19 protein-coding genes are annotated in these 20,491 nt (G+C 68.5%); 8 read left to right on the top strand and 11 right to left on the bottom strand.

Features of this window, described 5'->3' with window-relative positions:
* Positions 1-22: 22 nt before the first annotated feature.
* From A5750_RS12840 to A5750_RS12830, 3 genes are all read right to left on the bottom strand, one after another.
* Positions 23-2,218 carry a malate synthase G gene (locus tag A5750_RS12840; protein WP_066954150.1) on the bottom strand — a complete coding sequence of 732 codons (2,196 nt, stop codon included), beginning with the start codon at positions 2,216-2,218 and terminating at the stop codon, positions 23-25.
* A 280-nt stretch (positions 2,219-2,498) separates the two neighbouring features.
* The gene (locus A5750_RS12835; protein ID WP_066954153.1) at positions 2,499-3,539 is read right to left on the bottom strand and encodes a hemolysin family protein; all 1,041 of its coding nucleotides are present in this window, start codon (positions 3,537-3,539) and stop codon (positions 2,499-2,501) included.
* Positions 3,536-4,900 carry a hemolysin family protein gene (locus tag A5750_RS12830; protein ID WP_066954156.1) on the bottom strand — a complete coding sequence of 455 codons (1,365 nt, stop codon included), beginning with the start codon at positions 4,898-4,900 and terminating at the stop codon, positions 3,536-3,538. Before A5750_RS12830 ends, A5750_RS12835 begins: the two co-directional genes overlap by 4 nt.
* Positions 4,901-5,195: 295 nt before the next feature.
* On the opposite strand from A5750_RS12830, the gene A5750_RS12825 reads away from it, so the two are divergent.
* Positions 5,196-5,822, top strand: a complete 627-nt coding sequence (locus A5750_RS12825; RefSeq protein ID WP_067263272.1) for a GNAT family N-acetyltransferase — start codon at positions 5,196-5,198, stop codon at positions 5,820-5,822.
* Between the two features lie 25 nt (positions 5,823-5,847).
* On the opposite strand, the gene A5750_RS12820 is transcribed toward A5750_RS12825, so the two are convergent.
* From A5750_RS12820 to A5750_RS12805, 4 genes are all read right to left on the bottom strand, one after another.
* Positions 5,848-7,284: a GuaB1 family IMP dehydrogenase-related protein gene (locus A5750_RS12820; RefSeq protein ID WP_066954162.1), complete on the bottom strand. Its 1,437-nt coding sequence runs from the start codon at positions 7,282-7,284 to the stop codon at positions 5,848-5,850.
* Positions 7,285-7,325: 41 nt separating this feature from the next.
* Positions 7,326-8,783: an NADP-dependent phosphogluconate dehydrogenase gene (gene gndA, locus A5750_RS12815; RefSeq protein ID WP_067263269.1), complete on the bottom strand. Its 1,458-nt coding sequence runs from the start codon at positions 8,781-8,783 to the stop codon at positions 7,326-7,328.
* A gap of 104 nt (positions 8,784-8,887) precedes the next feature.
* Positions 8,888-9,838 carry a M56 family metallopeptidase gene (locus A5750_RS12810; RefSeq protein WP_066954168.1) on the bottom strand — a complete coding sequence of 317 codons (951 nt, stop codon included), beginning with the start codon at positions 9,836-9,838 and terminating at the stop codon, positions 8,888-8,890.
* Positions 9,839-9,852: 14 nt separating this feature from the next.
* Complete coding sequence (locus tag A5750_RS12805; protein ID WP_066954170.1) at positions 9,853-10,272, bottom strand: BlaI/MecI/CopY family transcriptional regulator; 420 nt, start codon at positions 10,270-10,272, stop codon at positions 9,853-9,855.
* 288 nt (positions 10,273-10,560) lie between these two features.
* On the opposite strand from A5750_RS12805, the gene A5750_RS12800 reads away from it, so the two are divergent.
* Positions 10,561-10,974 carry a PaaI family thioesterase gene (locus A5750_RS12800; protein ID WP_066954173.1) on the top strand — a complete coding sequence of 138 codons (414 nt, stop codon included), beginning with the start codon at positions 10,561-10,563 and terminating at the stop codon, positions 10,972-10,974.
* Between the two features lie 85 nt (positions 10,975-11,059).
* Here the strand turns inward: A5750_RS12800 and A5750_RS12795 are convergent, their stop codons facing one another.
* The 4 genes from A5750_RS12795 to A5750_RS12780 all read right to left on the bottom strand — a co-directional run bounded on the left by A5750_RS12795 (position 11,060) and on the right by A5750_RS12780 (position 14,787).
* Positions 11,060-12,448 carry an NAD(P)/FAD-dependent oxidoreductase gene (locus tag A5750_RS12795; protein WP_066954176.1) on the bottom strand — a complete coding sequence of 463 codons (1,389 nt, stop codon included), beginning with the start codon at positions 12,446-12,448 and terminating at the stop codon, positions 11,060-11,062.
* A gap of 188 nt (positions 12,449-12,636) precedes the next feature.
* Positions 12,637-13,017 carry a DUF4189 domain-containing protein gene (locus A5750_RS12790; protein WP_066954179.1) on the bottom strand — a complete coding sequence of 127 codons (381 nt, stop codon included), beginning with the start codon at positions 13,015-13,017 and terminating at the stop codon, positions 12,637-12,639.
* A 115-nt stretch (positions 13,018-13,132) separates the two neighbouring features.
* Entirely contained in the window at positions 13,133-14,050 is a 918-nt protein-coding gene (locus tag A5750_RS12785; protein WP_067263266.1) for an LLM class F420-dependent oxidoreductase, read from the bottom strand.
* Between the two features lie 59 nt (positions 14,051-14,109).
* Positions 14,110-14,787 carry an SDR family oxidoreductase gene (locus tag A5750_RS12780; protein WP_067263263.1) on the bottom strand — a complete coding sequence of 226 codons (678 nt, stop codon included), beginning with the start codon at positions 14,785-14,787 and terminating at the stop codon, positions 14,110-14,112.
* A 251-nt stretch (positions 14,788-15,038) separates the two neighbouring features.
* Here A5750_RS12780 and modA point away from each other — a divergent pair, with 251 nt between their 5' ends.
* The 6 genes from modA (at position 15,039) to A5750_RS12750 (ending at position 20,489) form a co-directional block, all read left to right on the top strand.
* Positions 15,039-15,803 carry a molybdate ABC transporter substrate-binding protein gene (gene modA / locus A5750_RS12775; protein WP_067263260.1) on the top strand — a complete coding sequence of 255 codons (765 nt, stop codon included), beginning with the start codon at positions 15,039-15,041 and terminating at the stop codon, positions 15,801-15,803.
* A gap of 102 nt (positions 15,804-15,905) precedes the next feature.
* Complete coding sequence (locus tag A5750_RS12770; RefSeq protein WP_156664327.1) at positions 15,906-16,709, top strand: ABC transporter permease; 804 nt, start codon at positions 15,906-15,908, stop codon at positions 16,707-16,709.
* Positions 16,706-17,824: a sulfate/molybdate ABC transporter ATP-binding protein gene (locus tag A5750_RS12765; protein WP_067263252.1), complete on the top strand. Its 1,119-nt coding sequence runs from the start codon at positions 16,706-16,708 to the stop codon at positions 17,822-17,824. The genes A5750_RS12770 and A5750_RS12765 overlap by 4 nt, the downstream gene beginning before the upstream one ends.
* A gap of 107 nt (positions 17,825-17,931) precedes the next feature.
* Complete coding sequence (locus A5750_RS12760) at positions 17,932-18,981, top strand: alanine and proline-rich secreted protein Apa (protein WP_066954195.1); 1,050 nt, start codon at positions 17,932-17,934, stop codon at positions 18,979-18,981.
* A gap of 133 nt (positions 18,982-19,114) precedes the next feature.
* Positions 19,115-19,414 carry a GlsB/YeaQ/YmgE family stress response membrane protein gene (locus A5750_RS12755; RefSeq protein ID WP_066954198.1) on the top strand — a complete coding sequence of 100 codons (300 nt, stop codon included), beginning with the start codon at positions 19,115-19,117 and terminating at the stop codon, positions 19,412-19,414.
* A 46-nt stretch (positions 19,415-19,460) separates the two neighbouring features.
* Entirely contained in the window at positions 19,461-20,489 is a 1,029-nt protein-coding gene (locus tag A5750_RS12750; protein ID WP_067263248.1) for a zinc-binding alcohol dehydrogenase family protein, read from the top strand.
* Positions 20,490-20,491 lie beyond the last annotated feature (2 nt).

Raw genomic sequence — 20,491 nt, 5'->3', positions numbered from 1 at the left:
CGAGCCCGATTAAGGCACGAGCTCAATTTGATTGCGTCGCGCGGGCCTTAACTTCGCGCCGGCGGCGATGCAGGATCGGCTCGGTGTAGCCGTTGGGCTGCTGCGTCCCGGTCAGGATCAAGTCCTGGGCGGCCAGGAACGCAATGCTGTCATCGAAGTTGGGCGCCATCGGCAGGTAGGCCGCGTCCTTGGCGTTCTGCGCGTCCACCAGCGGCGCCATCCGCTCCAGGCTGGCCCGCACGTCCTCCTCGGTGATCACCCCGTGGCGTAGCCAGTTGGCCAGCAGCTGACTCGAAATCCGCAGCGTGGCACGGTCTTCCATGAGCGCCACGTCGTGAATGTCGGGCACCTTCGAGCAGCCGACCCCCTGGGCGACCCAGCGCACCACGTAGCCGAGGATGGACTGGCAGTTGTTGTCGACCTCCTCGCGGATCTCCTCGGGGGCCCAAGCCAGTTCCTTGGCCAGCGGGACGGTCAACAACTCGTCGATGTTGGTGCGCTTCTGGCCCGCCAGCTCCTCCTGCACGGCGCCCACATCGACGTAGTGGTAGTGCATCGCGTGCAGGGTGGCGGCCGTCGGCGAGGGCACCCACGCGGTGGTGGCGCCCGCCTTGGGTTGGCCGATCTTCTGCTCGACCATGTCGGCCATCAGCTCGGTCATCGCCCACATGCCCTTGCCGATCTGCGCCTTGCCCTTGAAGCCGGCGGCCAGGCCGATGTCGACGTTGGCGTCCTCGTAGGCCTTGATCCAGGTGGTGTTCTTCATCGCACCCTTGCGGATCATCGGACCGGCCTCCATCGACGTGTGGATCTCGTCGCCGGTGCGGTCCAGGAAGCCGGTGTTGATGAACACCACCCGGTCGGCCGCGGCCTTGATGCACGCCTTGAGGTTGACGGTGGTCCGCCGCTCCTCGTCCATGATGCCGACCTTGAGGGTGGCCTGCGGCAGGCCCAGGACGTCCTCGACGCGGCTGAACAGCTCGCAGGTGAATGCGACCTCGTCGGGCCCGTGCATCTTCGGCTTGACGATGTAGATGGAACCGGTGCGGCTGTTGGCCAGCGGGCCGTTCGCATCCCCGGTCTTGAGCCCGTGGATCGCCGTCAGGCCGGTGAACAGCGCGTCCATGATGCCCTCGAACACCTCGTTACCGTCGGCGTCGACGATGGCGTCGTTGGTCATCAGGTGGCCGACGTTGCGGACGAACAACAGGCTGCGGCCCGGCAGCGTCAGCTCGCCCTCGCCGTCGGGCGTGGTGTAGGTGCGGTCCTGGTTCAGCACCCGGGTGAAGGTCTCGCCGCCCTTGGCGACCTCCTCGGACAGGTCGCCCTTGTTCAGCCCCAGCCAGTTGCGGTAACCCAGCACCTTGTCGTCGGCATCGACGGCGGCGACCGAGTCCTCGAAGTCCATGATCGTGGTGACGGCCGATTCCAGGATCACGTCCTTGATGCCGGCGCGGTCGGTCTTGCCGATCGACGACTCGGGGTCGACAAGGATCTCGATGTGCAGACCGTGGTTCACCAGGAGCACCGACCAGTCGGGGGAGCCGAGCTCGCCGGTGTAGCCGGCGAACTTCTCCGGGCTGGCCAGGCCAACGGATCCGTCGGCGGTCGCGACCTTCAGCTGGCCGTCCTCGACGGCCAGTCCCGTCGCGTCGGCCCAGGACCCGGATTCCAGCGGCACCGCCTGGTCGAGGAAGTTGCGCGCATAGGCGATGACCTTGTCGCCGCGAATCTTGTTGTAGCTGGTGCCCTTTTCGGCACCGTCGCTCTCGGGGATGACGTCGGTGCCGTACAGGGCGTCGTAGAGCGAGCCCCAGCGCGCGTTCGCGGCGTTCAGCGCGAACCGGGCGTTGAGCACCGGCACCACCAGCTGCGGTCCCGCGGTCGTGGTGATCTCGTCATCGACGCCGGACGTCGTGATCGTGAAATCCTCGGGTTCGGGCAGCAGGTAACCGATTTCGGTAATGAACTGGCGGTACGCCTCGACGTCGAACGGCTCGATCACGCGTTGGCGGTGCCACTTGTCGATCTGGGCCTGCAGCTCATCGCGGCGGTTCAACAGATCCCGGTTCTTCGGCGTGAGGTCGGTGACGACTTTGTCGACTCCGGCCCAGAAGCTGTCCGGGTCGATGTCGGTGCCGGGCAGGGCCTCGTTGTTCACGAAGTCGTAGAGCACTCGGGCGACGCGCAGGTTCCCCGCCGACACGCGATCAGTCATGTTTCTCCTCCATAATGAAGCCTCACCAAGCTGCCATTGGCTCGGAGTGGCAATGTCTTCAGCGTACCGAGCAGCAGCCTGGTGAGCGTATCCGCCCAAACCTGCCACACCAGGTCAAGCCGCGCTGACAGCTCTAACCATGCCGCTGCGGCGAGCCCGGGGATCGAATTCCAGCAACGCACCTGTGCGCCTGGGATCCTGCGCCGTCCAGCACTTTCTTGACTGGTAGCCGTTGAAAATCATACGGGCTCGCTGCGGTCCCGCTTCGCGACCTGTACCCCTATGCGTCGCGCATCGTGCCGACGAGGTCTTCAACCAGGTCTTCCATGGCCACCATCGCGACCACGTCGCCGCTCGCGCCGGTCACCAGCGCGAGATGGCTGTTGCTGCGGCGCATCCGCGACAAAGCGTCGGCCAGCGGCAGTGACTTGGGCAGCCGCGGCAGCGGCCGCACCATCGCCAGGTCGATCACCGTCCGTGGGTCGTCACCGAGCGTGAGCATGTCCTTGATGTGCAGGTAGCCGATGAAGTCGCCGTTGACGTTGGCCACCGGGAACCGTGAGTAGCCGGTCTGGGCCAGGGCCTCTTCGACGGCGCCGACCGTCGGGCCGGTGCCCGCCGCGGCCACCCGCACCGCGTGGACATCGGCGAGCGGGACCGCCACGTCGCCAACGACGCGGGTGCCGATTTGCAGCGCCCGGGTCAGCCTGGTGTGCTCCTCGCGGTCCAGCAGCCCTTCGGATCGCGATTCGGCGATCATCTCGCTCAATTCGACGGGGGAGACGCTGATTTCGAGCTCTTCCTTGGGTTCCACGCCCAGTGCTCGCACCACCACGCTGGCGCATTTGTTGTAGAACACGATGAACGGCCGCGCGGCTCGCACATAGGCCAGGTAGGGCGGCACCAGCAGCATCGCCGTGCGCTCGGGACCGGCCAGCGCGATGTTCTTGGGCACCATCTCGCCCAGCAGCACATGCAGCGTCACCACGATCGCCAACGCGATCGCGAACGACAGCGTGTGCAGCAGCGTCGGGTGAATGGTGGTCAGGCCCAGTGCCGTGCGCAGCAGGTCGGCGACCGCCGACTCGCCGATCCGCCCGAGCAGCAGCGAGGCGGCGGTGACTCCGAGCTGCGCCCCCGCCAGCATGGCCGGCAGCTGCTCTCCGGCGCGCATCACCGTGACCGCGCGGGCCTTGCCCTGTTCGGCGAGCGCTTCGAGGCGGTCGCGCCGGGCCGAGATCAACGAGAATTCCGCCCCGACGAAGAAGGCGTTGACGCCGATCAGCAGCATCGCCAGGAACACGCCCATGGTGTTGTTCATCGGGAGCCCCCGGCCGCCGGGCTGTCGCCGCGCAGCTCGATCAACTCGAGCAGGTCGATGCGGCGCCCCTCCATCCGGATGACGGTCGCTTGCCAGCTCAGCGACGTGTCCAGCAACCCGTCGGCGTCCAGGGCCGGCAACTTGACCGTTTCACCGGCCACCGGGATGTGGCCGAATTCACGCAACGCCAGTCCGCCGATGGTCTCGTAGGGTCCCTCGGGCGCGCGGAAGCCGGTCGCGGCGGCGACCTCGTCGATGCGCAGCAACCCCGAGACGCGCCAACCGGTTCCGGCCGCCACCACATCCGGGGTGGCGTCGTCGTGTTCGTCGCGGACATCGCCGACGATCTCTTCGATCAGGTCCTCGACCGTCACCATGCCCGCCGTGCCGCCGTATTCGTCGACGACCATCGCGGTCTGCAGGCTGTTGGCGCGGATCTCGCCCATGACGGCGTCGCCGTCCAGCGTCGACGGCACCACGGGAACGGGCTGCGCCACCGTGATCAGGGGCGTGCCCGCCCGCTCGGCCGCCGGGATGGCCAGCACCTGTTTGACGTGCACGATGCCGACGGTTTCGTCGAGGTCGCCATCGACGATCGGGAAGCGCGAGTACCCCGACTCCGCTGCCGCGGCCACCAGGTCGGCGACCGTGTCGTCGGTCTGCAGCGCCACGATCTTCGACCTGGGCGTCATCAATTCTTCGGCGGTCCGGGCGCCGAATTGCAGGGAGCGCCGCACCAGCGATGCGGTGGCCGCATCCAGTGAGCCGCTGCGCGCCGAAGAACGCACCAGCGACAGCAGCTCCTGCGGCGACCGCGCCGAGCGCAGCTCCTCGGCCGGCTCGATACCCAGCTGGCGCACGATCCAGTTCGCCGCGCCGTTCGTCAGCCGGATCGCCGGGGTGAAAAACAAGGAGAACAGCAGCTGGACGCCCACGACGGCCCGCGCGGTGGACAGCGGTCGGGCGACGGCCAGGTACTTCGGGACCAGCTCGCCGAACACCATCGATACCGAGGTGACGATGACCAACGCCAGGAACGCCATGATCGCGTCGGCCACCCGGTCGGATATCCCGATCGCGTCAAACCACGGATGCGGCAGGTCGGCCAGCATGGGATCGGTCAGATAGCCGGCCGCCAATGTGGTGGCGGAGATGCCCAATTGAGCGCCGGATAGCTGGAACGACAACTTGTGGTGGGCGCGTCGGATCGCCCGGTCACGGCGTCCGCCGCCGCGGGCGTTCGCCTCCACGGCGCTGCGGTCCAGCGTGGTGAGCGAGAACTCGGCGGCGACGAAGATCGCGTTGCCGAAGATGAGCACCGCGATGGCCACGACGCTGAGCACGGTGACGGTGACGTTCATGGGTCAAGCCGCCCGTTGGCCGATTGCCTGCTGAGATCCGACGGGGGAGGCTCCGCATCGGGCGGCTCGTCCGACGGCTGCCGCACCCGAAATCCCATGGCCTGCACGGGTGCCTGCGGCACGTCGATCCCTTCGCTGCCTGAATCCGGTGCGGACGCGGTCGCCTCCGTCTTTGCTGACTTATGGTAGCCCGGTCCGTCCCGCGCGCGGCCGACCACCGGTTTCGTCGGCGCCACCCCGCCACCCGCCACCCGACTATGGGTTGCCTAACCTTACTCGGTAGGCTGTGCGCACTATGGCGCCCGAAGCCCCTCCCCAAACCCCATCCGCGCAAGCACTTCCGCGCGAGCGCTTCGACATCGCCGACGAGATCGCGCGCATAGGCCCGCCGCCGGTACCCGCCCTGGAGCCGCCGTTCGCGCTGCGGGTCGCTCGACGCGGGGATGCCGGCATGGTGTCGGAGTGGATGAACCGCCCGCACTTGGCGGCGGCCTGGGAATACGACTGGCCGACGTCGCGGTGGGAGCGGCATCTGGGCGCACAGCTTGACGGGACGTATTCGCGACCACTGCTCGGAAGCATCCGCGGAAAGGATTGCGCGTATCTCGAGTTATATTGGGGCGCAAAGGATTTGATTTCACATTACTATGAGGCCGAGGCTTATGACCTGGGGTTGCACGCCGCCATCGCCGACTCGGCCCTGGTGAACCGGGGGCTGGGCCCGATGCTGTTGCCGCGCATCGTGGCCAGCGCGTTTTCCATGGAGCCCCGTTGCCGGCGCATCATGTTCGACCCCGATCACCGCAACACCGCGGCGCGTCGGTTGTGCGAGAACGCCGGATGCACGTTCCTCGGGGAGCACGACGCCAGCAACCGGCGGATGTCGCTTTACGCGCTGGAACGTCCGAACACCGACGCATAGCCCTCGCCATTCCGGGCCGAACGGGTCACCAACCCAGTGGCAGCGGATGGCCTTCGGCGAAGCCCGCGGTCGACTGCACCCCGACGACGGCGCGCTCATGCAGCTCCGTGAGGTTGGCGGCGCCGACGTACGTGCACGTGCTGCGCACGCCCGAGGTGATGTGGTCGATCAAGTCCTCGACGCCGCCGCGGTCGGGGTCCAATCCCATCCGCGACGTCGAAATGCCTTCTTCGAAAAGCGCTTTGCGCGCGCGCTCGAACGCGGTGTCGGCGGCGCTGCGGGCGACCACCGCCCGCTTGGACGCCATGCCGTAGCTCTCCTTGTAGGGCTGGTCCTCGCGATCGCGCATCAGGTCCCCGGGCGATTCGTAGGTGCCGGCGAACCACGATCCGATCATCACGTTGGACGCCCCGGCCACCAGCGCCAGCGCCACGTCCCGCGGATGGCGGACGCCGCCGTCGGCCCACACATGCCCTCCCAATTGCCTTGCCGTCGAAGCGCATTCGACCACAGCCGAGAATTGCGGGCGGCCCACGGCGGTCATCATCCGGGTGGTGCACATCGCCCCCGGCCCGACGCCGACCTTGACGATGTCGGCCCCGGCGCCGAGCAGGTCGCGGGTGCCTTCCGCCGAGACGACGTTGCCCGCCACCAGCGGGACGCCCAGTTCGAGCGAGGACACCGTGCGGATCGCATCGAGTGTCTTCACCTGATGCCCGTGCGCGGTATCGATGACGAGCACGTCGACGCCCGCCTCGGCCAGGGAGCGCGCCCTGGCCCCCGCATCGCCGTTGATGCCGACGGCCGCGCCGATCCGCAGCCGCCCGCGCGCGTCGACCGCCGGGGCGTACAGGCCGGTCCGGACGGCCCCGGTGCGGGTCAGCACGCCGGCCAGCGTGCCGTCCGCGTTGGTCACCACGGCAACCCCGATCGGGGCGTGCTCGAGCAGGTCGAAGATCTTGCGCGGCTCGGTGCCGACCGGGGCGGTGACGAAGTCGGTGATCGCTACGTCACGCACCCTGGTGAACCGGTCAACGCCGAGGCAGCACGATTCGCTGACCAGGCCCATCGGGCGGCCCTCGAAGACGACGACGGCGACCCCGTGCGCACGCTTGTGGATCAGCGCGGTCGCATCCGACACCGAATCGTCGGCCGCCAGGACCACCGGGGTGTCGAGAACGAGGTCACGGCTCTTGACGAAATCCAACGTCTGCTGCACGGCGGTGATCGGGAGATCCTGCGGCAGGATGACCAGGCCGCCGCGGCGCGCGACCGTCTCGGCCATCCTGCGCCCGGCCACCGCGGTCATGTTGGCCACCACCACGGGGATGGTGGTGCCCGAGCCGTCGTTGGTGGACAGGTCGACGTCGAAGCGCGACTCGACCTCTGACCGGCCCGGCATGACGAAGACGTCGTTGTACGTCAGGTCGTAGCCGGGCCCATGCCCGTCCAGGAATCTCATCGTCGTCGCCGTGCCCCCTCGTGTCCTCCAGTAGTACCCCGCTAGGCGGGCACTTCGCTGCGGTCCCCGCTCCAGAGCGTGTGGAACCGCTTGTCCGGGTCGTCGTCGATCCGGCCGTAGGTGTGCGCGCCGAAGAAGTCCCGCAAGCCCTGGGTCAGCGCCGCGGGCAGCCGCTCGGTGCGCAGGGCGTCGTAGTAGGACAGCGCCGAGGAGAAGCCCGGGATCGGGATGCCCAGCTGCGTGGCGGTCACCACGACGCGGCGCCAGCCGTCGATCGCGGCCTCGATCGCGCTGCGGAAGTAGGGCGCGACGATCAGCGTGGGCAGGTCGGGGTCTTCGTCGAACGCGTCTTTGATGCGGTTGAGGAACTTCGCCCGGATGATGCAGCCGCCGCGCCAGATGGTGGCCAGATCGCCCGGGGTGACGCCCCAGTCGTATTCGGCGCTGCCGGCCTGAATCTGGTTGAAGCCCTGCGCATAAGCGATGATCTTGGACGCGTACAGGGCCTGACGGACGTCCTCGACGAACTGCTGCGCATCTCCCGGCTTGGCTCCCAGCTCGCCCGAGGCCAGCCCGGTGGTGGCCTTGCGCTGCGTCACCGAACCCGACAGCGCGCGGGCGAATACGGCCTCGGCGATGCCGGTCACCGGCACGCCGAGGTCCAAAGCCGACTTCACCGTCCAGCGGCCGGTGCCCTTCTGCTCGGCCTCGTCGAGGATGACGTCGACGAGCGGCTTGCCGGTCTTGGCGTCCTTCTGCCGCAGCACCTGCGCGGTGATTTCGACCAGGAAGCTATCCAGGTCGCCTTTGTTCCACTCGTCGAACACATCCGCGATCTCGTCGGCGGTCTTGCCGAGCCCGTCGCGCAGCAGCTGGTAGGCCTCGCCGATCAGCTGCATGTCGGAGTACTCGATGCCGTTGTGCACCATCTTGACGAAGTGACCGGCGCCGTCCGGGCCGATGTGGGTGCAGCACGGGACGCCGTCGACGTGCGCGGAGATCTCCTCGAGCAGCGGGCCCAGCGACTTGTACGACTCGGCGGGGCCGCCCGGCATGATCGACGGGCCGTTGAGCGCGCCTTCCTCCCCGCCCGAGATTCCGGCGCCGACGAAGTGCAGGCCCCGTTCGCGCATCGCCTTCTCGCGGCGAATGGTGTCGGTGTAGAGGGCGTTGCCGCCGTCGATGATGATGTCGCCTTCTTCCATGGCGTCGGCGAGCTCGTTGATGACGGCGTCGGTGGGGTCACCGGCCTTGACCATGATGAGCACCCGCCGCGGCTTCTCCAAGGCGTCCAGAAACTCCGCAATGGTCTCCGACCGCACGAACTTGCCCTCGTCACCATGCTCTTTGAGCAGCGCGTCGGTCTTGGCGACCGACCGGTTGTGCAGCGCCACCGTGTAACCGTGCCGCGCGAAATTGCGAGCGATGTTCGAACCCATTACCGCCAGGCCTGTGACGCCGATTTGCGCGGTCGCGGTCTGTGCATCCGACGAACCCATGTCTTCGCCTCGTCTCTCAGTCGGAGAACCTTGCCCAAAAGCTTTCCGTCACACTGTGGCACAGCGGACATGCGCCCGCCCGGGGTGATGGCTCCGGCGTCGCCTCAGAGGTTGAACAGGCGCCGCAATTCCGTGAGCCACGGGACCGCCAATGCGACGGTGGGCACCACGAACACGGCCGCCGCCGCGAGGTATGCGGCCGCCGACAGCGCCAGGCTGTTGCCATCGCCGCACAGCCGGCGCACGCGGACTACCGTGCTGGGGCCGCCCGCGGCCAACGCGCCCGACGGCGCCCGCCCGGACGCGCAGGCAACCAGGGCCCGCGCCAGGGGAGCGCGCCCCGCCGCGCGCACGGCGGCGTCGTCGGCGAGCAGCTCGACGAGCAGTTGAACCGCGCCGAGAGCGTTCGCGCTGCGCACCAGCCGCGGGAACGCGGCGTGCACCGCGGTGAATGCCTCGAGAACCAGGTCGTGCCGGGCTCGCAGATGAGCCCGCTCGTGGGTGAGGATCGCCGCGACTTCCGCATCGGCGAGCGTGCTCAGCGCCCCCTCGCTGACCACCACCCGGCTGCGCACGCCGGGCAGGCAGTAGGCCAGCGGCTGCGCAACATCCAGGACGCGAAGGTCGCGCGTGTGGGCGCAGGGCTGGGGGAGCGCGGCGTCGTGGCCGACGCCGACCAGATCGACCACCATGCGGTGGTGGGCGCGCCGTCGCCGGTTGGCGATGGCCACCCGCATCACCGCGACCACCAATCGGGCGCCGACCAGCACGGTCAGCGCAAAAACGCCGACGTATGCCGCCCACAGCGGCCAGCCGAGCCGGCCGGCATCGCCGACGATGCTGGTGGTGGGCCGGCCGTCGGGACCGGGCATGAGCAGCCGAGTGGCGATCGCGATGCCGGCGCTGAATGCGGAGAGGACCGCGGCCAGCGCGATGGCCTGCCACAACACCATCGCGGCGCGGGGAGCGCGCAGCGGCCAGCTCGCGCGTGCCAACAAGGCCGGCACCGGACCGACCAGCAGCACCGCGAGGATGGTGAAGGCCAGCGCGGACACGCTGTCAGTCTCCCTCAGTCCTCCGTCAACGCGCCAGCGGATGGCGAGTTGTTGCGTTGATTGGCTTCCAGTTCGGCGAGCGCTCGCCGCAGGGCGTCCGCTTCATCGGCGCCCACCCGCTCGACGAAGTGGACCAGGGCGGCCTGCCGGCCGCCGGAATCCTCGGCCTGGGCCAGCGCGTCGACCATGAGGCCGGCGACGAGCTCGTCGCGGCCGTGCACGGGTGCGTATCGGTGCGCGCGGTCGTCCCGGATCTGGGAGACCAGATTCTTCTTGGCCAGCCGTTGCAGGACGGTCATGATCGTCGTGTAGGCAAGGTCGCGTCGCGCGGATAACGCGTCGTGGACCTGCCGGACCGTTTGCGGTTCCGGCGCGGACCACAGGTGGTCCATCACGGCGCGTTCCAGATCCCCGAGCCGGGTCAGTTTCGCCATAGTGCGTTCTCTCCTGAGCGTCGAGCAACATCCTACTCCGGGTTACTACCGACGGTCGTACCCAAAGCTTCCCACGGCCGGCCGAATTGGTGCTTGCGAAATTAGGACAGCCTTGCCTATGCTAACCGAGTCGAGCGAACGACGACCGCGGCGAGTCCTGAGGGCTGCAGTGACCCCCGGTCGCCTCGATCGGCGAGCCCCGTGTCCCAGCGGCACGGGGCTCAGCCGTTTCTTGGGCGCCCGTCCCGCCGCGAGCGCCGACATCGACCGATGGTGTAGACACAGAACGTGCCTCAGCCTCCGGAAACGACCTTGCCGCCGGATTTCACCGCGCCCTTCGATCAGGAGATCGGGCTGCAATTCACCGAACTCAGCCCCGACGGCGCCCGCGCCCAGCTCGAGGTCACCCCCAAACTGCTGCAGCCGATGGGCCTCGTGCACGGCGGTGTCTACTGCTCGATCATCGAAAGCATGGCCAGCGTCGCGGCCTACACCTGGCTCGCCACCCGCGGCGGCGGGAATGTCGTGGGAGTCAACAACAACACGGACTTTCTGCGTTCCATCGGATCGGGGATGGTGTACGGCGCCGCCGAGCCGATCCACCGCGGCCGGCGCCAACAGTTGTGGCTGGTCACCATCACCGACGCCGACGACCGGGTGGTCGCCCGCGGCCAGGTGCGGCTGCAGAACCTCGAGGCGTAGCGAACCGGTATTCACCAATTGCGCTATCCCGCAATGGCTTTCGCGAATACCGCGATTCGGCGCCAGTACGTGGCGGGCCGACCGGTTAGCTAGCCCGCCTGGCGGCCGCAGGGCGCTTCGCCTCCGCGGCGAGCACCGCCAGCTGTTCGATGCGGGTGCGGGCGAAGGCCTGTTGCTCGGTGATGGTCAGCTGGCCGCGCCGCGTGCTCAGGAACGTCACCGTCCACGACAGCAGCGTGCTGACCTTGGTCTTGAACCCGACCAGGTAAACCAGGTGCAGCACCAGCCACATCAGCCAGGCGATGAAGCCGCTGAACTCCAGCGGGCCGACCTTGGCCACCGCGGAAAACCGCGAAACGGTGGCCATGGAGCCCTTGTCGAAGTACTGGAACGGTTCGCGCTCTGCCGGATTGGCGCCGCCCAGTTCGGCTTTGATCATGCCGGCGACGTACTTGGCGCCCTGAATCGCGCCCTGAGCCACGCCCGGAACGCCTTCGACGGCGGCCATGTCACCGATCACGAACACGTTCGGGTGGCCCGGGACCGACAGGTCGGGCAGCACCTTGACCCGCCCGGCGCGGTCGAGTTCCACCGACGACTGCTCGGCAAGGTCTCGGCCCAGCCCGCTGGCCTGCACGCCCGCGGACCACACCTTGCATGCGGACTCGATGCGCCGGATGGTGCCGTCGGAGTCTTTGACCGTGATGCCGTTGCGGTCGACATCGGTGACCATCGCGCCCAACTGGATCTCGACACCCATCTTCTCCAGCCGGGCGCGCGCCCGCGCGCCCAGTTTGTCGCCGAAGGGCGGCAATACGGCGGGGGCCGCGTCGAGCAGGATCACTCGCGCCTTGGTGGAGTCGATGCCGCGGAACGAGCCCTTCAGCGTGTGGGCCGCCAATTCCGCGATCTGCCCGGCCATTTCGACGCCGGTGGGTCCGGCGCCGATGACGGTGAACGTCAGCAGCTTGGCGCGTCGTTCCGGATCACGCGAGCGTTCGGCTTGTTCGAACGCGCTGAGGATCCGGCCGCGCACCTCCAGTGCGTCGTCGATCGACTTCATGCCGGGCGCGAATTCGGCGAAGTGGTCGTTGCCGAAGTACGACTGTCCGGCGCCCGCGGCGATAATCAGGCTGTCGTAAGGGGTTTCGTAGGTGTGGCCGAGCAAATCGGATACGACGTACTTGCCGGCAAGATCGACATGCGTGACGTCACCGAGCAGCACCTGAACGTTGCGCTGCCGGCGCAGGACGACGCGGGTGGGCGGGGCGATGTCGCCTTCGGAGACGATGCCCGTCGCCACCTGGTACAGCAATGGCTGGAACAGGTGGTGCGTGGTGCGCGCGATCAGTTTGATGTCGACATCGGCGTGCTTGAGTTTCTTTGCCGCGTTCAGCCCACCGAATCCCGAACCGATGATGACGACCTGGTGGCGACGTTCGGTTCCAGCTGTGGTTTCCGGTGGGGGGATCATGTTTCCGCTGCTCCTGACGGGGGCTTTTGGACACGCGACTGCAGTTAGCCACAACGCTAGTCAGGCGGATACCCGGAAACCTAGTTGATACCCATGTGTTGTTTGCAACACTAACGGTGTGCGGGCCGAAGTGCCTGGTGGGCATCGGGCACTGTGGCGCAGTTATCAGCTATTGCACGAAGCCGGCATCACTGGCTGGAGCCCTCGCCCGCACAGTGGTCGTGGCCTGCCTGGATCGTTCCGCCGGGGGCACGCTCGAGCGCCTGGGCTTCGGCTTCTTCGCGGGTCGGACCCCAGCCGCCGAAGTATCGGGATTTGGCCGCATTCAAGACGAGTGCCACGCACCCGCCCTGCCCGCTGGCCAGCAGCCGGCAGTCGCTGATGCTCTTGCGGCACGACTCCATCACCGCCTTCTCGGCCGCGCCCTGGCTGGCCGCTCCGTCGGCGATGTTGATGTGGCCGGTGGAGTCCGAGATCGCCATGGCGATCCAGTTGTTGTCCGCATGGGCGATCGGCGGCGCGGCGAACGCTACGCCGGCCGCGACCGCCGCCAGGGCTCGTTTCTTCATGGCCGTCCCGGCCCCTTACTTCTGCGCTGCGCCGTTGTGGCACAGGTAAACGCTGCTACATGGAGTATTACCGCGGCGGCACCAATCCGCGACCCCACACGAGCGGCGTCGGCGGCTACAGGCCGACGACCGGGCGCAGCGCTTCTCCCACCGCGCTGATCACGCCGGGGGTGTAGAAGGGCAGGTTGATGATCACGCCGTCGATGCCGGCGTCCACCACTTTGGTCTTGATCTGGTCGGCGACCGAGTCCGGGCCGCCGACCACCATGCGCTGCGTCATCTCGGCGGGAACCTGGTCGGCCTTCGCGTTCTCGTCGATCAGCACGGTGGTCAGGGTGCTGGTTTCCAGCGTCGCCGGGTCCCGGCCGATCTCCTCGCACCGCCGCCGCACAACCTCCAATTTGCCTGGCAGCTCGTCGAATCCGGCGATCACGTTGAGGTGATCGAAGTGGCGCGCGGCCAGCGGGATCGTCTTCTTCTCGCCGCTACCGCCGATCATCAGCGGAATGTGTTCGCGGAAGCGCGGATTCGCCATGGCCTCGCGGACCTGGTACCAGTTGCCCGAGAAGGTTGGCCGCTCGCCCTTGATCATCGGCAGGATGATCTGCAGCGCTTCCTCGAGCCGGTTGAACCTGTCGGTGAAGGTGCCGAATTCGAAGCCCAGCTGGTCGTGTTCGAGTTCGAACCACCCGGTACCGATGCCCAGGATCGCGCGGCCCTGGCTCACCACGTCGAGGGTGGTGATGATCTTCGCCAGTAGCGAGGGGCTGCGGTAGGTGTTGCCGGTTACCAAGGTGCCCAACTGAACTCGTTCGGTGGCGGTGGCCAGCGCCCCCAGGGCGGTGTAGGCCTCCAGCATCGGCTGGTCGGGATCGCCCAGCATGGGGAGTTGGTAGAAGTGGTCCATTACGAAAACCGAGTCGAAACCAGCCGATTCGGCCTCGCGGGCCTGAGCCAGAACAGTGGGGAAGAGTTGCTCCACCCCGGTGCCGTAGGAGAAGTTGGGTATCTGCAGACCGAGTCGAATAGCCACGCGATCTACCGTAGTGCGGCGCCGGGCGCGACGATACCGCTCGGCGGGGGATTACGCCCTCAGCCGAATTGGGTGAGCGCGCCGTGGCTGACGTGCAGCGTCTGGCCGGTGATGTGGCGGGCCGCCGGGGTGGTCAGGAACAGCGCCAATCGGGCCACCTCGCCGGCGACCGACGGCGGCGTGCGGGAGAGACCGTCGTAGCCGGGCTGGGCGCTGCGCCCGCTGGCCACGGCGTTGACCGTGATCCCTCGGGTGCCGAAGATGCCCGCCTGGCCCGCGACCCAATTCGACAGGGTCGCTTTGATGGCGGCGTCAACGCTTCCGGCCGGCGGGTTCTCGGGCACCACGCTGATGATGGAGCCACCCGAGCGCAGATGATCACCGACGGTCTGCACCGTCAATACCGCCGAGAGCACAGTTGCGTCCAACGCATTCCGCCATGCAGTGGCCGTGTCGGCGATCGAGTAGGTGCGCGGGTCGCCGGCTTCCCAGGAGGGCGCCGGTACGTTGACGATGGTGTCCAGATGATGGGGGAACGAGGCGCGGGCCTCGGTCAGGCTTGGCGGGTCGGTGGTGTCGCAGACGATCGCGTCCACGTCCAATTCCTTGGCGGCGACCTCCAGGTCGCTGCGCCGCGCACCCACGAGGGTCACCTTGTGACCGGCATCGCGGAAGCCTTCGGCCACTGTGCGCCCCAGTTCGGTGTCTCCACCGGTGACCAGCACCTCCACTGCCATGACCTCCTCGTGTTCAACGTTGAACCCAGACCCGGGCAGTTCCGTGTGGCCATCCACAGGACGCCGGGGGATTTGCCTGGGATCTCAGCGCGTTATGGCATCGATCTGCCTAGATGTTACTGGACAGTAGCTAGTCGGCGAAATTGTTGACGCTGCGACGCGCGGATCATTTGCATAACTACTCGGCGGACACTTTTTTGCGACGTTAGCCCCGCAAGCGGGCCGCATCCTCGGCGGGTTAGGGTGCACGCATGCGGCGGATCGGGATCGTGGCCGGCGTGGTGTCGATGGTCCTGGCGACGGGCCTGGCCGGGTGCGGTTCGAAACCGTCCCCGCAGGGGTCGGGAAGGCTGGTGGTGTTCGCCGCCGCCTCGCTCAAGCCCGCGTTCACTCAGATCAGCGCGCAGTTCAAGACCCAAAACGCGGGCAGCAACGTCGAATTCGACTTCGCGGGATCCTCCGAACTGGCCACCCAGTTGACGCAGGGCGCGACCGCCGACGTCTTCGCGTCGGCGGACACCGCACAGATGGACACTGTCGCCAAGGCCGGACTGGTGTCGGGTAACCCGACGAACTTCGCCTCGAACACGCTGGTGATCGTCACCGCGCCGGGCAACCCCAAGCAGGTCGGCTCATTCGCCGACCTCGCGCGGCCGGGGCTGGGCGTGGTGATCTGCCAGAAGCCGGTCCCGTGCGGATCGGCGACCCAGCGGGTCGAAGACCGCACCGGCGTCCACCTCAACCCGGTGAGCGAGGAACCGAGCGTGACGGACGTCCTCAACAAGGTCACCACCGGCCAGGCGGATGCCGGGCTGGTTTACGTGACCGATGCGCACAGCGCCGGGGACAAGGTGACCCCCGTCAGCTTTCCGGAGGCCGCCGGCGCCGTGAACGTCTATCCGATCGCCGTGCTGAAGAACGCCCCGCAACCGGCGCTGGCGCAACGGTTCCTGGCCATGGTGACGAGCGGCACCGGTCAGAACATCCTGGCCCAGTACGGCTTTGTCAAGCCCTGACGCGTGCACCCGGCGGAACTGCCGCACGCTGGCCGTTTCCCAACACGCCCAGCGCTAGGTTGAGCCGGGGTAGATCTCCCGGCCAGGTTTAAGGAGGCACGTATTAGAGAGTCTCGCACGCACCTGCCGCGGTGGGTTTACCTTCCCGCCGCGGTGGGGGCCGGGTTCGTGGTGCTGCCGTTGCTGGCCATCGCGATCAAGGTCGACTGGCCGAACTTCTGGTCGTTGATCACCAGCCCGTCGTCACGGACGGCCCTGCTGCTCAGCCTCAAGACCGCCGCGGCCAGCACCCTGCTGTGCGTGCTGGTCGGCGTGCCGATGGCGTTGGTGCTGGCCCGCAGCACGGCGCGGCCGGTCCGGCTGATGCGGCCGTTGATCCTGCTGCCGTTGGTGCTGCCGCCGGTGGTGGGTGGGATCGCGCTGCTCTACGCGTTCGGGCGGCTCGGATTGCTCGGCCGGTACCTCGAAGCCGCCGGCATCAGCATCGCGTTCAGCACCACCGCGGTGGTGTTGGCGCAGACGTTCGTCTCGCTGCCGTTCCTGGTGATTTCCCTGGAGGGTGCGGCGCGCACCGCCGGCGCCGACTTCGAGGTCGTGGCGGCGACCCTTGGGGCGCGGCCCAGCACCGTCTGGTGGCGAGTCACCCTCCCGCTGCTGCTGCCGGGCCTGATGTCGGGGACGGTGCTGGCGTTCGCCCGCTCGCTGGGGGAGTTCGGCGCGACTCTGACGTTCGCCGGGTCGCGCCAAGGAGTCACCCGCACGCTGCCGCTGGAGATCTACCTGCAGCGGGTGACCGACGCCGACGCGGCGGTGGCGTTGTCGATCCTGTTGGTGGCCGTGGCGGCGGTGGTGGTGTTGGGGTTGGGCGCGCGCCGTCTGACCGGCGCCGAAGCGAGGCAACCGTGAGTGACCTGCAGCTGCGCGCCGTCGTGGCGGATCGCCAGCTGGACGTCGAGTTCTCCGTCTCGGCGGGCGAAGTGCTGGCGGTCCTCGGACCGAACGGCGCGGGCAAGTCGACCGCGCTGCACGTCATCGCGGGGCTGATTCGCCCGGATCGCGGGTGGGTCCGGTTGGGGGACCGGGTGCTGACCGACACCGAGGCCGGGGTGGACGTGACAACCCACGACCGCCGCGTCGGCCTGCTGTTGCAGGACCCGCTGTTGTTCCCGCACATGAGCGTCGCCGCCAACGTGGCGTTCGGGCCGCGCAGCCGTCGTGGCCGGCTGCGCCCAGCCCGGGCAGCGGAGAAGGCGACGGCGCTGCGCTGGCTGCGCGAGGTGGACGCCGAGCCGCTGGCCGACCGGAAGGCGCGCCAGCTGTCCGGCGGTCAGGCCCAGCGGGTGGCGATCGCGCGCGCGCTGGCCGCCGAGCCCGACGTGTTACTGCTCGACGAGCCGCTGACGGGTCTCGACGTCGCCGCGGCCGCGGGGATCCGCGCGGTGTTGCGCGGCGTGGTCGGCCGCACCGGCTGCGCGGTCGTGCTGATCACGCACGACCTGCTCGACGTGTTCACCCTGGCCGACCGGGTGCTGGTGCTGGAAGCCGGCAAAATCTCCGAGATCGGCCCGGTCTCCGACGTGCTGACGGCGCCGCGCAGCCACTTCGGGGCGCGCATCGCCGGCATCAACCTGGTCAACGGGACGGTCGGCCCGGACGGCTCGCTGCACGCGCGCTCGGGCACCCGCTGGCACGCGGTCCCCAGCCTCGAGGGCGGCGACGAGCTTGCTGAGGGACGGAACGCGATCGCGGTCTTCCCGCCCGCGGCGGTGGCGGTTTATCGGGAGCGGCCACACGGTAGCCCGCGCAACACGGTCGAGGTGACGGTGGCGGAGATGGACATTCGCGGGTCGGCGGTGCTGGTGCGCGGCGGGCAGCAACCCGATGGTGCCCCCGGGCTGGCCGCGGAGATCACCGTCGACGCCGCCTCCGAGCTGCGGCTGGCACCCGGGGAGCAGGTGTGGTTCTCCGTCAAAGCCCATGAGGTGGCGTTGTATCCGGCGCGCGGTGAAGCGGGCAATTGAGCGCCTGGCCGCGCTGCGGGTTGCACATCGGCAACATCGGCAAAACGGCATCGCAATTGTCCGCAAGGCTCCTTGCGTCACAGCGGTAACACGGTAGGTTCGTCGCCATGGACCAGGTGGAACCCAACTCGACGCGTCGCAAAGGTCTGTGGGCGACGCTGGCGATAGCCACGGTGACCAGTGCCAGCGCCGTCACGCTCGCTTTGCCGGCGACCTCGTACGCCGATCCGGAAGTCCCGACTCCGGTCCCGCCGGCGACGACGACCGCCCCACCTCCGGCGGCCGCCCCGGCCGCTCCCGCAACCACTCCGCCGCCGGCCGCTGCGGCGCCCGGCGCTCCTCCGGCGCCGGTCGATCCCAACGCGCCCGTGCCGCCGCCACCGCCGCCCGTCGATCCGAACGCGCCGCCACCTCCGCCGGCTGACCCCAACGCCGGGCGGATCGCCAACGCCGTGGGTGGCTTCAGCTACGTCCTTCCCCCCGGCTGGGTGGAGTCGGACGCGTCTCACCTCGACTATGGCTCGGCGCTGCTGAGCAAGACGACGGGGCAGCCGCCGCTGCCCGACCAGCCGCCGCCGGTGGCCAACGACACCCGCATCGTGATGGGCCGCCTGGACCAAAAGCTTTACGCCAGTGCCGAAGCCAACAACTCCAAGGCCGCGGTGCGGCTGGGCTCGGACATGGGTGAGTTCTTCCTGCCGTATCCGGGCACCCGAATCAACCAGGAAAGCACCCCGCTCACCGGGGCCAATGGCGTCACCGGCAGCGCGTCGTACTACGAGGTCAAGTTCAGCGACGCCTCCAAGCCCAATGGCCAGATTTGGACCGGCGTCGTCGGGCTGCCCGCAGCGAACACGCCAAACGGCGGACCGCCGCAACGCTGGTTCGTGGTGTGGCTCGGCACGGCAAACGACCCGGTCGACAAGGGCGCGGCCAAGGCGCTGGCCGAGTCCATCCAGCCCTGGGCGGGCCCGCCCGCGCCGGCCGCTGGTGCCCAGCCGGCCCCGGGCGCCCAACCCGCGCCCGCGGCGCCGGCGGCCCCGGCACCCGCTCCGGCTCCAGGAGCACCGGCGCCCTCACCGGCTCCGGCGCCGGCCGCGGCGGGAGAGGTCAGCCCCGCCCCAGCGCCGGCGCCACAGCGGACGCAATCGACCTGACGTGCGATCGGCGCGTCAGGATGATGCGCCAACCGTCTCCGAAACGGAACCTATTCCGTTACGCAAAGCGGGTATACCGAGATGATGGCCCAGCAACTCGCTGGGCTTTGCCAGCGATTGCAAGGAGACCCGCATGGACGTCATGGCAGCTACCGAATATCTGGCCCGCTCAACAACGTTCACCAGCGTCGGCATCATTGGATACATCATCATCGGTGGTCTGGCGGGTGCGCTCGCCAGCAGGATCATCAGGGGCAGTGGCGCCGGCATCCTGATGGACATCGTGATCGGCATCATCGGCGCCTTGATCGGCGGCTTCATCCTGAGCTTCTTCGTCAACACCGCGGGTGGTGGCCTGATCTTCACCTTCCTCACCGCGCTGCTCGGGTCGCTGATCCTGCTCTGGATCGTCGGCATGGTGCGGCGGACCTGATCAGTTAGCACGTTGCGGCCGTGGTGGTTAGCGGCATGATGGACGAATGGTTCCACCGCTAACCCCCACGACCATGCGCGCGTGGCGGGTGCGCCGGCCCGGTCCGATGGATACCGGCCCGCTGGAGCAAATCACCGCCGCCGTGCCGAGCCCCGGGCCGGCGGAGTTGCTGGTCGCCGTGCGGGCCTGCGGGGTGTGCCGCACCGACCTGCACGTCACCGAGGGCGATCTGCCCGTACACCGCGACCACGTCACGCCCGGCCACGAGGTGGTGGGCGAAGTCGTCGAGGTTGGCCCGGAGGCGGGCGACGAATTTCGGGTGGGAGACCGGGTGGGGATCGCCTGGCTGCGCCACACCTGCGGCGTGTGCAAGTACTGCCGCCGCGGCGACGAGAACCTCTGCCCTCAATCTCGCTACACCGGCTGGGACGCCGACGGCGGCTACGCCGAATTCGCCACTGTTCCAGCCGCTTTCGCGCACCGACTGCCGGGCGGTTACAGCGACAGCGAGTTGGCGCCGTTGCTGTGCGCCGGCATCATCGGCTATCGCTCCCTGCTGCGCGCCGATCTGCCACCGGGCGGACGGCTGGGTCTGTATGGGTTCGGCGGCAGCGCCCACATCACCGCGCAGGTCGCGTTGGCGCAGGGCGCCGAGGTGCACGTGATGACGCGGGGAGCCGAGGCGCGCGAACTGGCGATCCAGCTCGGCGCGGCGTCGGCGCAGGGCGCGGCCGACCCGCCACCGGTGCCGCTGGATGCGGCCATCCTGTTCGCACCGGTCGGTGACCTGGTGCTGCCCGCGCTGGAAGCGTTGGACCGCGGCGGCACGTTGGCGATCGCCGGCATCCACCTGTCCGATATCCCGCCGCTCAACTACCAGCGTCATCTGTTCCAGGAACGCCAGGTTCGCTCGGTCACGTCCAACACGCGGGCCGACGCGCGGGCGTTCCTCGACTTCGCGGGCGAACACCATATCGAGGTGACCACGCCGGAGTACCCGCTGAGCCAGGCGGATCGCGCGCTGGGCGATCTCAGCGCGGGCAGGATCGCGGGCGCGGCGGTGCTGCTGGTGTGACC

Source organism: Mycobacterium sp. 852002-51613_SCH5001154 (assembly GCF_001667425.1).
Classification (GTDB): domain Bacteria; phylum Actinomycetota; class Actinomycetes; order Mycobacteriales; family Mycobacteriaceae; genus Mycobacterium.
Note: the sequence above shows the minus strand (reverse complement) of the source record. Positions and strands in the feature narration are given on the sequence as shown.

Excerpts from the sequence above, each read along its gene's own strand:
- A5750_RS12840 (WP_066954150.1), bottom strand. The coding sequence starts at position 2,218 with ATGACTGATCGCGTGTCGGCGGGGAACCTGCGCGTCGCCCGAGTGCTC.
- A5750_RS12835 (WP_066954153.1), bottom strand. The coding sequence starts at position 3,539 with ATGAACAACACCATGGGCGTGTTCCTGGCGATGCTGCTGATCGGCGTC.
- A5750_RS12830 (WP_066954156.1), bottom strand. The coding sequence starts at position 4,900 with ATGAACGTCACCGTCACCGTGCTCAGCGTCGTGGCCATCGCGGTGCTC.
- A5750_RS12825 (WP_067263272.1), top strand. The coding sequence starts at position 5,196 with ATGGCGCCCGAAGCCCCTCCCCAAACCCCATCCGCGCAAGCACTTCCG.
- A5750_RS12820 (WP_066954162.1), bottom strand. The coding sequence starts at position 7,284 with ATGAGATTCCTGGACGGGCATGGGCCCGGCTACGACCTGACGTACAAC.
- gndA (WP_067263269.1), bottom strand. The coding sequence starts at position 8,783 with ATGGGTTCGTCGGATGCACAGACCGCGACCGCGCAAATCGGCGTCACA.
- A5750_RS12805 (WP_066954170.1), bottom strand. The coding sequence starts at position 10,272 with ATGGCGAAACTGACCCGGCTCGGGGATCTGGAACGCGCCGTGATGGAC.
- A5750_RS12795 (WP_066954176.1), bottom strand. The coding sequence starts at position 12,448 with ATGATCCCCCCACCGGAAACCACAGCTGGAACCGAACGTCGCCACCAG.
- A5750_RS12790 (WP_066954179.1), bottom strand. The coding sequence starts at position 13,017 with ATGAAGAAACGAGCCCTGGCGGCGGTCGCGGCCGGCGTAGCGTTCGCC.
- A5750_RS12780 (WP_067263263.1), bottom strand. The coding sequence starts at position 14,787 with ATGGCAGTGGAGGTGCTGGTCACCGGTGGAGACACCGAACTGGGGCGC.
- modA (WP_067263260.1), top strand. The coding sequence starts at position 15,039 with ATGCGGCGGATCGGGATCGTGGCCGGCGTGGTGTCGATGGTCCTGGCG.
- A5750_RS12760 (WP_066954195.1), top strand. The coding sequence starts at position 17,932 with ATGGACCAGGTGGAACCCAACTCGACGCGTCGCAAAGGTCTGTGGGCG.
- A5750_RS12755 (WP_066954198.1), top strand. The coding sequence starts at position 19,115 with ATGGACGTCATGGCAGCTACCGAATATCTGGCCCGCTCAACAACGTTC.
- A5750_RS12750 (WP_067263248.1), top strand. The coding sequence starts at position 19,461 with ATGGTTCCACCGCTAACCCCCACGACCATGCGCGCGTGGCGGGTGCGC.